The sequence below is a fragment of the Sphingomonas sp. S2M10 genome (genome assembly GCF_012650175.1).
GTDB lineage: Bacteria > Pseudomonadota > Alphaproteobacteria > Sphingomonadales > Sphingomonadaceae > Sphingomonas.
In genome coordinates this window covers 61,804-74,476 of the sequence record NZ_JAAILI010000040.1, presented here as the reverse complement: position 1 = coordinate 74,476, position 12,673 = coordinate 61,804, and the positions used below count along the sequence as shown (strand labels likewise).

General features: G+C 66.9%; 15 protein-coding genes. 10 read left to right on the top strand and 5 right to left on the bottom strand.

From position 1 onward, the window contains the following. Positions 1–19: 19 nt before the first annotated feature. The 5 genes from S2M10_RS09520 (at position 20) to S2M10_RS09500 (ending at position 2,677) form a co-directional block, all read left to right on the top strand. A complete protein-coding gene (locus S2M10_RS09520; RefSeq protein WP_168845824.1) occupies positions 20–487 on the top strand; it encodes a PTS sugar transporter subunit IIA in 468 nt (155 codons plus the stop codon). After that, positions 474–941, top strand: coding sequence for a PaaI family thioesterase (locus S2M10_RS09515; RefSeq protein WP_168845823.1), 468 nt, complete (start codon positions 474–476; stop codon positions 939–941). The genes S2M10_RS09520 and S2M10_RS09515 overlap by 14 nt, the downstream gene beginning before the upstream one ends. Further along, positions 938–1,279 (top strand): DUF1491 family protein, encoded by a 342-nt coding sequence (locus S2M10_RS09510; protein WP_168845822.1) that lies wholly within the window; start codon positions 938–940, stop codon positions 1,277–1,279. The genes S2M10_RS09515 and S2M10_RS09510 overlap by 4 nt, the downstream gene beginning before the upstream one ends. 197 nt (positions 1,280–1,476) lie before the next feature. Further along, positions 1,477–2,094, top strand: a complete 618-nt coding sequence (locus S2M10_RS09505; protein ID WP_348770565.1) for a cell wall hydrolase — start codon at positions 1,477–1,479, stop codon at positions 2,092–2,094. 115 nt (positions 2,095–2,209) lie between these two features. After that, positions 2,210–2,677, top strand: coding sequence for an MmcB family DNA repair protein (locus S2M10_RS09500; RefSeq protein WP_168845820.1), 468 nt, complete (start codon positions 2,210–2,212; stop codon positions 2,675–2,677). Between the two features lie 7 nt (positions 2,678–2,684). On the opposite strand, the gene S2M10_RS09495 is transcribed toward S2M10_RS09500, so the two are convergent. Next, positions 2,685–3,305 carry an ankyrin repeat domain-containing protein gene (locus S2M10_RS09495; protein WP_168845819.1) on the bottom strand — a complete coding sequence of 207 codons (621 nt, stop codon included), beginning with the start codon at positions 3,303–3,305 and terminating at the stop codon, positions 2,685–2,687. Between the two features lie 71 nt (positions 3,306–3,376). On the opposite strand from S2M10_RS09495, the gene S2M10_RS09490 reads away from it, so the two are divergent. From S2M10_RS09490 to S2M10_RS09480, 3 genes are read left to right on the top strand one after another with little or no spacing between them, the layout of a single operon-like run. Continuing rightward, complete coding sequence (locus S2M10_RS09490) at positions 3,377–3,958, top strand: SCO family protein (RefSeq protein WP_168845818.1); 582 nt, start codon at positions 3,377–3,379, stop codon at positions 3,956–3,958. Further along, the gene (locus S2M10_RS09485; protein WP_168845817.1) at positions 3,946–4,389 is read left to right on the top strand and encodes a YcgN family cysteine cluster protein; all 444 of its coding nucleotides are present in this window, start codon (positions 3,946–3,948) and stop codon (positions 4,387–4,389) included. Before S2M10_RS09490 ends, S2M10_RS09485 begins: the two co-directional genes overlap by 13 nt. After that, positions 4,386–5,057: a SprT family zinc-dependent metalloprotease gene (locus tag S2M10_RS09480; protein ID WP_168845816.1), complete on the top strand. Its 672-nt coding sequence runs from the start codon at positions 4,386–4,388 to the stop codon at positions 5,055–5,057. The genes S2M10_RS09485 and S2M10_RS09480 overlap by 4 nt, the downstream gene beginning before the upstream one ends. 36 nt (positions 5,058–5,093) lie before the next feature. On the opposite strand, the gene S2M10_RS09475 is transcribed toward S2M10_RS09480, so the two are convergent. From S2M10_RS09475 to S2M10_RS09460, 4 genes are read right to left on the bottom strand one after another with little or no spacing between them, the layout of a single operon-like run. Further along, a complete protein-coding gene (locus S2M10_RS09475; RefSeq protein WP_168845815.1) occupies positions 5,094–7,244 on the bottom strand; it encodes a PBP1A family penicillin-binding protein in 2,151 nt (716 codons plus the stop codon). Between the two features lie 44 nt (positions 7,245–7,288). Next, a complete protein-coding gene (gene msrB / locus S2M10_RS09470) occupies positions 7,289–7,702 on the bottom strand; it encodes a peptide-methionine (R)-S-oxide reductase MsrB (protein WP_168845814.1) in 414 nt (137 codons plus the stop codon). A 34-nt stretch (positions 7,703–7,736) separates the two neighbouring features. Further along, the gene (locus tag S2M10_RS09465) at positions 7,737–8,237 is read right to left on the bottom strand and encodes a sterol desaturase family protein (RefSeq protein WP_168845813.1); all 501 of its coding nucleotides are present in this window, start codon (positions 8,235–8,237) and stop codon (positions 7,737–7,739) included. A 59-nt stretch (positions 8,238–8,296) separates the two neighbouring features. Then, positions 8,297–9,202, bottom strand: a complete 906-nt coding sequence (locus S2M10_RS09460) for a LysR substrate-binding domain-containing protein (protein ID WP_168845812.1) — start codon at positions 9,200–9,202, stop codon at positions 8,297–8,299. Positions 9,203–9,496: 294 nt separating this feature from the next. On the opposite strand from S2M10_RS09460, the gene S2M10_RS09455 reads away from it, so the two are divergent. Then, entirely contained in the window at positions 9,497–11,782 is a 2,286-nt protein-coding gene (locus S2M10_RS09455) for a CDC48 family AAA ATPase (protein ID WP_168845811.1), read from the top strand. Between the two features lie 213 nt (positions 11,783–11,995). Beyond that, entirely contained in the window at positions 11,996–12,670 is a 675-nt protein-coding gene (locus S2M10_RS09450) for a phosphatase PAP2 family protein (RefSeq protein ID WP_168845810.1), read from the top strand. Positions 12,671–12,673: the final 3 nt, after the last annotated feature.

The window sequence follows — 12,673 nt, the reverse complement described above, 5'->3', positions numbered from 1 at the left end:
CGCTTCTTTGGAACGAGTAATGACTGATTTGAGCGATTTGCTCGTGCCGGAGGCGGTGCTCGCCGGCGTGACGGCGGGCAACAAGAAGGCGTTGTTCCAGCAGCTTGGTGCCGCTGCCGCGGCGACCTACGGCGTCGACGCCAAGCTGGTGGCCGAGCGACTGGCCGAACGCGAGCGGCTGGGCTCGACGGGCTTCGGCGGCGGCATCGCCATTCCCCATGCGCGGCTGGACGATCTGCCGCGCGTGTGCGGCGTGTTCGCACGGCTGGAACAGCCGATCGACTTCGGCGCGGTCGACGAGTTGCCGGTGGACCTGATGTTCATGCTGCTGTCCCCGACCAACGCCGGGGCCGAGCATCTCAAGGCGCTCGCTTCGGTATCACGCCGGCTGCGCGAGCGCCCCTTCGCGGAGAAGCTGCGCGGTGCGGGCTCGAAGGATGCGCTCTACGTGCTCCTCACCGGGGTAGAGGCGCGTGACGCCGCCTAGCCCGGCCCCGACCGGGGCCGAGGCGCATTATCGGTCCCTCGAGTCGCTATACGCCGCGGCACCGATCAATCAGCTTTTTCCCTCGGTGCTGGAGATCCCGGAGGCGGGGTTCGCGCGCATCCGCTTTGAGGTGGATCCGCGCTATTTTCACGCCGCCGGGGCCACGCACGGCACCAGCTACTTCAAGATGCTGGACGACGCCGCCTTCTATGCGGCGAACAGCCTGGTCACCGATCGCTTCCTGCTGACTACCGCCTTCAACCTGCTGCTCACCAGGCCGCTGCCCCAGGGACCGGTGATCGCGGAAGGCCGCTGGGTGAGCGGTCAGCGCCGCGTGTTTGTCGCGGAAGCGCGACTGATCGACGCCAATGGTGAGGAAGCCGCGCGGGGCACCGGCACCTTCATGCGTTCGCGCATCCCGCTCGCCACCCTGCCCGGCTATCGCACCGCATGACGGCGCGGCTGACCAGCGCGATGCTGGTGAGCGCGCTGGTGCGGCGGGCCGATGGCGCGGGCGGCTCGGCAATGGTGCTGGCCAGAGGCGATGCGACCTCGGGTGCTATCCTGCTGCTGCTGCTGGAGCGTGGCGCCGATCCACGCTTCGTCGAACGTGGCGTGGGGCCTGATGGCGTAGCCGCGCTGCTCCCTTCCGGCCCCCGGGTCCTGGCCGATGAGGCGGAAGCAAGCGCCTACTGGCGGCGGCGGCGCGAACGCGACAGCGATCTCTGGGTCGTAGAACTGGATATCGCAGGCGCCGAACGGTTCGCCGCTGAAACGATGAACCTTTGTTGACAGTGCGGCCTTCGCCCGCGAAAGGGTTCACCACGTCAATTCGCGTTGTGCCGTTCGGGGTGTGAAGTCGATCGGTTACGCAGTCGGGGGGTATGTCCGGCGGTCCAGTCTCCTCGCGAGCAGCGGCCGATCGCACGCCAACCGCACAATATAGATTTGAAATGAAGTTTCTGCCACGGGCTGCGACTTTCGCAGCTGTGACTTTTTGCGCTGGCGCACTTGCGAATGCCGCCACGCTCAATCTGAGCCCGCTTCCGCAGCAGGAAGCGCCGGTCCAGGCAACGGTGCAGCCCGCACCGGCTCAGGTACAGAACGTCCTTGCTTCCCAGCAGGTTCCCGCGCCCCAGGCCGCGGTCGAGCAGCAGGGTTCCGATGCCGAGGACGACGCCACCCCGGAATATGCCAGCCTCTCCGATGCAGTCGCTGCGCAGGAGGACATCGCCGCGCTCGAAGAGGATCGCGAGCTCCGCTGCCTCGCTACCGGCGTCTATTTCGAGGCTCGCAGCGAGCCCCTGTCGGGCCAGCTCGCTGTTGCCGACGTGATCCTCAACCGCAGTACCTCTGGCCGGTTTCCCGGCTCGGTCTGCTCGGTGGTGACCCAGAAGGGCCAGTTCTCGTTCGTTCGTCGCGGCAAGCTCCCGACGCCGCCGGCCAATGCCCAGTGGCGCCGCGCGCTCGCGGTGGCGCAGGTCGCCCGTAAGAATCTGTGGGAAAGTCCGGCCGGGGACGCGCTCTATTTCCATGCGCGCTACGTCAACGGTGCCCAGGGTCGCGCTTCGGTCGCAACCGTGGGGAATCACATCTTCTACCGCTGATCGGGCTCCGGCCCGCAGCGCCTGAAACGCCGCCGAAGCGATTCGGCGGCTTTTCTGCGTTCGTGAAATGTTCTACGTTCCCGTGATGAACGCGCATACGCCCTTGCCACCTGCCATGACCCCGGAAGCCGAAGCGCTGGTCGCTGCCGATGTCGTGCGTGGCGTGTGCCGGATGCTGCTGCGACACGACTGCGTGGCCATCGGCGAGGTGCCGCTGGAGGGCGGCCGGCGCGTGGACCTGATGGCACTCGATGCGCGCGGCAATATCGTGATCGTCGAGATCAAGGTGTCGCGCGCGGATCTGCTCGGCGACGCCAAATGGCCCGAATATCTGGGGCACTGCGATAGGTTTTTCTGGGCGGTGCCGCAAGGGTTCGATCTGCGGCCGCTCGACCAGCCGCATTTCCTGCCCGAACGCACCGGGCTGATCGTGGCCGATCGCTATGACGCCGCAGTGGCACGCGAGGCGGCGACAGTGCCGCTCGCCGCTCCTGCCCGCCGCAAGGCCACGCTCGCCTTCGCCCGCCGGGCGGGGCGAAGGCTGTTGGGCATGCTGGACCCCGACGTCGCCGACGGTTTTTGACCCTGGCTTAGAGCTTCGGGCCCGCTGCGGCCGCGGCGCGGCCGAGCTTTGGGGCATCGGCGAGCAGCTTGGCGATCGATGGATAGCGGGTTTCGCGCGTGGCATATTCCCGTGCCGAAAGCCCGCCGCCGAAATCGGCGCGATCGGGATCTGCGCCGGCGTCGAGCAGCTTCTTCACCACCTCGGCGTCATGCGCGAGCACGGCGCGGATCAGCGGCGTGACTCCGCCATTGTTCGCCAGATTGACATTGGCCTTCTTGGCGATCAGCGCGTCCACTCCCGGGCCCCAGCCAAGGCCGGCGGCGAAGATCAGCGGCGTGTTGCCGTCGCGATCCTGGATATTGGGGTTTACGCCCGGCTGGTTGATCAGAACGGAAAGATAGGTTGGATCCTGGCGCTTCACGACGATGTGCAGCGCTGCCTCGCCGGTGCCATAGGGATCCTTGACGTTGATCATCGATAGCGCCTTGTCGCGCAGGAACTCGTTGACCTTGTTCCCGTCCTGCTTACGGATCGCGTCGAGGAACTGGATGCTCTCGCGCGGCTGGCCCATGCCCTGGGCGAGTGCGGGGAGCGGCAGGAGAAACAACGCCGCGGCGGCGGCGGCAGAGGCGAGACGGAGCGTCATTGCTGGATCGGTACCTTCGATACTGGCGACGGATGCGACCGGCTTCCTAGCAAAGACTGGCGGTGGATACCATGAACAGCATGTTTCGAGCGTTGATACCTGCTGCAATGCTGATGCTCTCGGCATGCGGCGGAAGCGGCTCCGGCGAGCCGCCCCTAGCGGGCGCGCGGATCGGCGGACCCTTCACGCTCGTCGACCAGAACGGCAAGACCGTTACCGATGCCGATTTCGCGGGCAAATATCGCATCGTCTATTTCGGCTACACCTATTGCCCGGACGTGTGCCCGACCGACCTGACCAAGATCGGCGCGGCGTTGCGCACGCTGGACAAGCAGGCGCCCCGGACCGCGCAGAAGATCGTGCCGCTGTTCATCACCATCGATCCCGAGCGCGACAAGCCCGCCCAGCTGAAGGAATATGTCGGCAACTTCCACCCGCGGCTGATCGGCCTTACCGGCACCCCGCAGGCGATCGCGCAGGTGGCGAAGGCCTATGCCGTCGCCTATATGAAGCAGCCGACGCCGTCAGGCTATCTGATGGGCCACACGCAGGTGGCCTATCTGATGGGGCCGGACGGCAAACCGATCACCAGCCTGCCGCTGGAAAAGGATCCCCCGGCGATCGTCGCCGAGCTCGAGCATTGGGTGCGTTGACCATCAAATTCTGGGAAGATCTGCCGCTGGAGGCCCTGGACCGCGCGCAATGGGAAGCCCTGTGCGACGGCTGCGGCAAATGCTGCCTGCACAAGCTGGAGGACGAGGAGACCGGCGAGCTGTTCGCCACCAACGTCGCCTGCAAGCTGCTCGATCGCCGCATGGGCCTGTGCAGGGATTACAAGCATCGTCGCGCCTATGTGCCCGAATGCGTGCGGCTGACGACACGCAACGTCGCCGACATCGAATGGCTGCCCAGCACCTGCGCCTATCGCCTCCGCGCGAACGGCGAGAAGCTGCCCGACTGGCACTATCTCGTCTCGGGCGATCGCGAGGCGGTGCACAAGGCCGGCGAGTCGACGCGCGGCTGGACCATCTCCGAGGACGATGCCGGCGATCTCGAACATCACATGACGGATCGGCGCCTTTGATCGAAGGGCTCGAAGTGATCCGCCATCCCCGTGCGCGGCGGATGCGGCTCGCCATCGATCCCCGCGACGGCAAGGTGCGGCTGACCATCCCGCCGCGCGCGTCGCTCGCTAAGGCAATGCAATGGGTGAGCGAGCAGCAGGGCTGGATCGCCGCGCAGCGTGACCGTCTGCCGGGCGGCAAACCCTTCATGGCGGGAGCACAGGTGCCGTTCGAGGACGGTGTGCTGACCATCGTCTGGCCGGCGGCGGGGATGCGCAGCGTGCGACGCGACGGTGACCAGCTCCTCTGCGGCGGCACCGAGGAGGGGCTTCCCCGCCGCGTGGAGCGCTGGCTCCGCGCCGAGGCGCTGCGGGTGCTGAGCGCGGATACCGCGCATTATGCTGCGCTGGCCGGGGTGCGGGTCACCAAGGTGGCGATCGGCGATGCGCGCAGTCGCTGGGGCAGTTGCGCGTCGACGGGCGTGATCCGCTACAGCTGGCGGCTGATCCTCGCACCCAGCGCGGTGCGTCGGGCCACTGTGGCGCATGAAGTCGCGCACCGGGTGCACATGAACCATGGTCCCGACTTCCACGCATTGGTCGAACAGCTCTACGGCGCCGACCCGACGCCGCACCGGCACTGGCTGCGCACGCACGGCGCCGGGCTGCACTGGGTGGGGCGGGAATAGCAAAGCGCGCCCGCGACCGGGAGGCGCGCCAGGCGATCAGTATTCGTCGTTGGGTCGCTGGTTTTGCGGCGCAGGCGGGCGCTGCGGCTGGCGACCCGGTTGCTGCTGCTGGGCCGGAGGTCGGCCGGTCATCCGGTTGATCCAGTCACGGTCGAGCCGGTCGCCTTGCTGCTGGACGGGGGCCGGGCGGCCTCCCTGCTGCGCGGGAGCAGGCGCGGCATCCATGTCCTCGCCGTCCTGCGGCTCCACAGGCACCTGGGGCGGCTGCACGATCGGGTTGCCGTCCTCGTCCACCATCATGCCGTTGTCGGGTGCGCCATAGGCGTCCTCGTCGGGCTCCAGCATATTGTCGGGCGGCGTCAACTGCGTCTCGAACTGCTCGACCGGCCGGTTGGCGACCGCCTGGATCATGAAGTCGTGGAAAGCGCGTGCGGGCGCGCGGCCGCCCTGCAGGCCCGGCACCACCTTGGCGTCGTCGCGCCCCATCCACACGCCGGTGGTGAGGCCGCTGGAGAATCCGATGAACCACCCGTCCTTGTTCGAGCTGGTCGTGCCGGTCTTGCCCGCGACAGGTCGTCCGATTTGCGCCGCGCGGCCGGTGCCGGTGGCGACCGCCGTCTGCATCAGGTCGATCATCTGCGCCGCCACATAATTGGCGACGAGCACGTGGCTGGTATCCACCTCGTGCTGGTAGATCACGCGATTGTTCGCGGTCACACGGGTGATGCCATAGGGTGTCACCGCCACGCCGTTATTGCCCACCGAGGCAAAGGCACGAGTCATGTCGATCAGGCGCACATTGGAGGTGCCGAGCACCATCGCCGGCTGGGTGTTGATCGGCGTGGTGAGGCCGAAGCGCCGGGCCATATCGGCAATGGTGGTGAAGCCCACCTCCTGGCCAAACTTCGCCGCGATCGTATTGACCGAATAGGCGAAGGCGGTGCGGATCGTGATCGGGCCGCTGTTGCGGCGCGAATCGTTCCGCGGGCTCCAGCCATCGATCGTCACCGGCTCGTCGACGACGATGTCGTCGGGCTTGTGCCCGGCTTCCAGCGCCGCGAGATAGACGAACAGCTTGAACGACGAGCCCGGCTGGCGCTGCGCCTGGGTCGCGCGGTTGTAGATCGAGGACACATAGTCCTTGCCGCCCACCATCGCCCGTACCGCACCGTCCCGGTCGATCGAGACCAGCGCGCCCTGCGCGCCGTCGGGTGCGTTGACGCGGATCGCCTGGTCGGCGCTGCGCTGCATGTTGAGGTCGAGCGTCGTCCACACGTCGAGCGGCGCCTCGGTCTCGTCGATCAGCGTCTCCAGCTGGGGCAGCGCCCAATCGGTGAAATAGCGGACGCTGTTCTGCTTGGGCTCGGGCGCGAGTTGCACCGCGTGCGGATCGGTGCTGCTGGCCTGGGCCGCGCTGATCTTGCCGGCGTCGGCCATCAGCTTGAGCACCACCGTCGCGCGGTCGACTGCGGCCTCGGCATCGGCGGTGGGCGAGTAATGCGAGGGTGCCTTGACCAGGCCAGCGACGATGGCGGATTCGCCGAGCGAAAGAGTCGTCGCAGGATGGCCGAAGAATTTTCGGCTCGCCGCGTCGATGCCGTACGCGCCGCCGCCGAAATAGACCTTGTTCAGGTAGAGCTCGAGGATCTGCTGCTTGGAGAATTTCCGCTCGAGCGCCAGTGCAAGGATCGCCTCGCGGATCTTGCGGGTAACGCTGTATTTGTTCGAGAGGAAGATGGTGCGCGCCACCTGCTGGGTGATGGTGGACCCGCCTTGCAGGCGCCGGCCTTCGTCATGCAGCCGCTTGGCTACCCAGAAGATCCGCGCTACGCCGATCGGATCGACACCCCAGTGCGATTCGAAGCGGCGGTCCTCGGTCGCGATGATCGCGTCCTTCATCGCCTGCGGAATCTGGCCGTACCGGATCCATTCGCCATAGCTCGGCCCGAGCGAGACCAGCACCGTGCCGTCCACCGCATGGACGCGGATCATCTGGCCGTTGGGCGAGGACTTCATCTCGTCGAAGCTGGGCAGCGTCGAGCGCGCCGAATAGACCGCGATCACCAGCGCGATGAAGGCGATCAGCGCCACCGCGATGCCGCTGATCAACGACCAGAGGAAGAACTTCTTCCAGAAGGAGCCCCGGCGCCACCAGGGCGCAGCTGCGATTTTCGATTTCACGGCCATGTACGGCGTGGTCGATTACAGCCTTGCGGGGCTTCCCACAAGGATCAGGCGGCCGAAGCTCCTGCCGCGCGCGGCCGGAAGTCGAGGCTTACCGAATTCATGCAGTAGCGCAGGCCGGTCGGCGGCGGTCCATCGGGAAAGACATGGCCAAGATGACCGTCGCAGCGCGCGCAGCGTGCTTCGATCCGGCGCATGCCATGGCTGGTATCGGCATGCTCGGTCACATGCTCCGGCGCCACCGGCCGGGTGAAGCTGGGCCAGCCCGAGCCCGAGTCATATTTGTCGATGCTGTCGAACAATTCGAGCTGACAGGCGGCGCAACGATAGATGCCGTCGGCCTTGTTGTCGTTGTAGCGGCCCGAGAATGCGCGCTCGGTGCCCGCTTCGCGCAGCACGTGGAACTGCTCGGGGGTGAGGCGCTTGCGCCATTCGGACTCGGAAAGATTCAGCTGTTCCATAGGCCCATGGATGTGGGTCCAAGGCCGGGCGTCGTCAATCCGGGATGGTGCTGGCTTGCGTCAGAACGCCGCTCTTCCGAAGCTGCGCCTTCAGGGATTCGGGCTTGGGCGCGTAGAGGAAGCCAAAGCTAACCGTGCCCTTGCGGGTGTGCACGGCATGGTGGAGCCGGTGCGCCTGAACGATCCGCTTCATGTAGCTGGAACGGGGGATGTAGCGGTGGCGGATCCGCTTGTGGACGATCAGGTCGTGGAAGCCGAAATAGATCGCGCCGTACGCCGCGATACCGGCCCCGATCCAGGTATAGCCCGGCCACCAGCCAAGCTGCACGCCGCCCAGCAGCAGCACGAAGGACGGCACCGCGAAGATCGCGGCGTACAGATCGTTGAGCTCCCAGTTGCCGGAACGCGGGCGATGGTGGCTGGCGTGCAGGAACCAGCCCGGGCCGTGCATGATCCACCGGTGCGCGGCATAGGCGAACAGCTCCATGCCGAGCACGGTGGCGAAGAAGATCAGAAAGGCGGTGAGCGGCGACATTGGGCTCATGTAGGCGATCTGCCCGTCCCATTCCATTGACTTTGCCCAAAGAGGCAGGGTCAGGCCCGCGGCATGTCCAGCAAATCCGCGCCCATCGCCGAGATCAGCCAGTCGTGAAACAGCTGCACCGGGCGCAGCGTCAGTGCGCGTGGGCGGCAGACGAACCAATAGCTGTAATGGCTCTCGACCGTCAGATCGAACAGCTGCACCAGCCGCTCGTCGCGGGCGGACTGGTAGTGCGACTCGAGCATGAAGGCGACGCCGAGTCCCTGGGCGGCGGCCTCAAGCATCAGGTTGCCCGAGTCGAACAGGTCGATCGCGGCCGGCTCGAGATCGGGATAGCCCGCCGCCATCCGCCAGGCGGTGAAGGTCTCCGGCATTTCGCGATGGACCAGCGCCGTCAGGCGCGACAGATCGGTGGGATCGCGGACCGGATTGGCGCCTTCCACCAGCGTGCGCGCGCCGATCACATGCACCCGGTTGCGATCCAGCCGCCGCGAATAATAGCCGGGATCGATGTCGCGGGCGATGACGATCGCGGCATCGAGCCCGTCACCCAGCCGCGCCATGCCATGGCTGCCGGTATCCACATCGAGGTGGAGTTCGGGGTGGCGCTGCTTCAGCTCGGGCAGGCGCGGCAGCAGCTGCTGTGTCGCATAGAGCGGCAGCACGCCCAGCCGGAGCCGCAGCAATTCGCTGCCGCTGGTCATCGTCTCGATGGCGTCGGTCATCGTGTCGAGCGCGGGGGCGATCAGCCCCAGCAAGCGTTCCCCATCATCGTTCAGCCGCAGCGACTGATGACGGCGTTCAAACAGCGGCTTGCCGATAAAGCGTTCGAGCGCCTGCACCCGCCGGCTCAGCGCGGGCGAAGACAGCGCCAGTTCCTCGGCGGCGGCCTTGATCGAACCCAGGCGGGCGACCTGGACAAAGGCTTCGATCGCGGTGAGCGGCGGTAGGCGACGCATCGATCCGTGTCTTTCAATTGGTGCGGTGCAGCAAAGGGCTGGCAAAAGCGCAACGCCTTTCCCCACTGCCCTCTCCGCTGATGGAGAATATCGCCTTAGACAATCGCGATTGCAAGCCATGCATCTACGCGGTGTAATTTTCGCACTTGCACAAAATCGTGCCGCACCGCACATAGGGGGTGCCTTTCAGGCATCCTCTCCTAAAACTTTCCAAGGCCGCCCTTTTTGAGGCGGCCCTTTTTTTTGCCTCCGCCGTTCTTAGCTTTCGTGCCTACCGCCACGAAGGAATCCAGAATGGCCGATGACGAATCCCGCGCAAGGCGGCTGCAGGTCGCCAATGCGCGTCCCGAAGACAGCGGCCGCGGACTGGCCCATATTCCACGCAGCTTGATGGGCGCGCTCGGCATCACCGAGGGTGATGTGATCGAAATTGTCGGCAAGCGCACCACGCCTGCGCGTGCCGTACTCCCCTATTCCGAAGACGAAGGGCTGGAGCTGCTTCGCATCGACGGGCTCCAGCGCGCCAACGCCGGCGTCGGCTCGGGCGATTTCGTCGAGGTGCGCCGCGCCGATTCGAAGCCGGCGACGCGCGTCGTGTTCGGCCCCGCCCAGGCCAATCTGCGCCTGCGCGGCACCGGCGAGGCGTTGAAGCGCACCTTTTTCACGCGTCCCCTTACCGCCGGCGACACGATTGCAACCGTCGGCCATCAGCGTGCGGATGTCCCGCCCAACGTTGCCCAATTCGTCCGCGCCCCCGCCTATGCACTGCAGGAGATCCGCCTGACGGTGCTCTCCACCGTGCCCCGCGGCGTGGTGCATATCGACGAGCATACCGAGGTCGAGCTCCGCACCGAATATGAAGAGGCGAGCGAAAGCCGCCGCGCCGACGTGACCTATGACGATATCGGCGGCATGGGCGCGACAATCGACCAGCTGCGCGAGATGGTCGAGCTGCCCTTGCGCTATCCGGAGCTGTTCCAGCGCCTGGGCGTCGATCCGCCCAAGGGCGTGCTGCTCCACGGCCCGCCCGGCACCGGCAAGACCCGCCTCGCGCGCGCGGTCGCCAACGAAAGCGACGCCAGCTTCCACCTGATCAACGGGCCGGAGATCATGGGCTCGGCCTATGGCGAATCCGAGGGGCGGCTGCGTCAGGTGTTCGAGGAAGCGGCGAAGAACGCGCCTTCGATCGTGTTCATCGACGAGATCGACTCGATCGCGCCGAAACGTGGCCAAGTCACCGGCGAGGCCGAGAAGCGCCTCGTCGCCCAGCTGCTGACGCTGATGGACGGGCTGGAGGCGCGCGCCAACATCGTGGTGATCGCCGCGACCAACCGCCCCGAGGCGATCGACGAGGCGCTGCGCAGGCCGGGCCGCTTCGATCGCGAGATCGTCGTCGGCGTACCGGACGATCGAGGTCGTCGCGAGATCCTGGGCATCCACACCCGCGGCATGCCGCTGGCTGAAGATGTCGATCTGGGCGAGCTGGCGCGCACCACCTATGGCTTCGTCGGTGCCGACCTCGCCGCCCTCACCCGCGAGGCGGCGATCGAGGCGGTGCGCCGGATCATGCCGCGCCTCAACCTTGAGGAAGGCACAATCCCGCCCGAGGTACTCGACACGCTGTCGGTCACCCGGGACGATTTCCTGGAGGCGCTCAAGCGCGTCCAGCCCTCGGCGATGCGCGAAGTGATGGTGCAGGCGCCGACGGTTCGTTGGGAGGATGTCGGCGGGCTCGACGATGCGCAGATGCGGCTCAAGGAAGGCGTCGAGCTGCCGCTCAAGGATCCGGACGCGTTCCGGCGCCTCGGCATTCGGCCGGCCAAGGGCTTCCTGCTCTATGGCCCGCCGGGCACCGGCAAGACCTTGCTGGCGAAAGCAGTCGCGCGCGAGGCGGAGGCGAACTTCATCGCCACCAAGTCGAGCGACCTGCTGAGCAAATGGTATGGCGAGAGCGAGCAGCAGATCGCGCGGCTGTTCGCCCGCGCCCGCCAGGTGGCGCCGTGCGTGATCTTCATCGACGAGCTCGACTCGCTGGTCCCCGCCCGGGGCGGCGCGATGGGCGAGCCGCAGGTGACCGAGCGCGTGGTCAACACGATCCTCGCGGAGATGGACGGGCTGGAGGAACTTCAGTCCGTGGTGGTGATCGGCGCGACCAACCGGCCAAACCTGATCGACCCGGCGCTGCTGCGCCCGGGCCGGTTCGACGAGCTGGTCTATGTCGGCGTACCCGACCAGGCCGGCCGCGAGCGGATCCTGCGCATCCAGACCGAGAAGATGCCGCTCGCCGCGGACGTCGACCTGGGTTCGATCGCCGAGCAGACGCAGCGCTATACCGGCGCGGACCTGGAAGACGTGGTCCGCCGGGCCGGCCTGGTCGCACTGCGCCAGTCGCTCGCCACCCGAGAGGTGACGATGGCGCATTTCGAGGAGGCGCTGAAGGACTCGCGTGCCACCGTCACGCCGGAGATGGAGAACGAGTATGAGGCAATGCAGGGCAAGCTGAAGCAGCAGGCGTCCTCGATCCAGCCGATCGGCTTCATCGCGCCGGGCATGCTGGAAGGGCGCGGGCCGAAGGGGTGAGTCCTTCTTCGCCGTCGGGGGCTCTGTCGCGGTGGTCCTACCACGTCATCCCCGCGAAGGCGGGGATCCATTGGCGCTGATGCTGCGGTACTTTACCCCCAGCGCACAGGCGAATGGATCCCCGCTTTCGCGGGGATGACGATGGTTTTTTGAGGCGCTGCGCCCTGTAGCTGCCTATGCAGTAGCGCTCCCGCCTTCAAAAACGCGAGCAGCATGGCCGATTCCAACCCGCTTCAACCGTCCAACCGCCAATGGCTGTGGCCGGCGCTTGCCCTGCTGGGCCTGTCGCTGGCGGGACTTGCGGCCTTTCTCTGCCTGCGTTTCGCCAGCGGGTTCGCGTTCGACCCCGCGCTGCTCTTGGCCTTGCGCCGCCCTGGCGACCTCGGCACCCCGATCGGCCCGGCCTGGCTGCTCCAGTCGGCGATCGATATCAGCGCGCTCGGAGGCTACACCGTCCTCTGGCTCGCGGGCGCCGCGACGCTGATCTTCCTGGCCGCGTTCGGCAAGCGCGCCGAGGCGCTGCTGCTCGGCGGATCGCTGATCGGTGCGTCGGTGATTAACGCGCTGCTCAAGCTCTTCCTCCACCGTCCCCGGCCGGACGTGGTGCCGCATCTCGCAGAGGTTTCCAGCGCCAGCTTCCCCAGCGGCCACGCGATGATCGCCGCGGCGGTGTATCTCACCCTCGGCGTGATGGTCGCGCGGACCCAGGCGAGCCGCTGGGCGCGCGCCTATCTGCTGGCGCTCGCCGTGCTGCTGGTGCTCCTGATCGGGTGCAGCCGCGTCTTCCTCGGCGTTCACTGGCCGTCGGACGTGCTGGCCGGCTGGTGCTTCGGCGCGGTCTGGGCGCTGTGCATGTTCGCGCTCAACGCCCGGCTGCACCGCCGCTGAGCC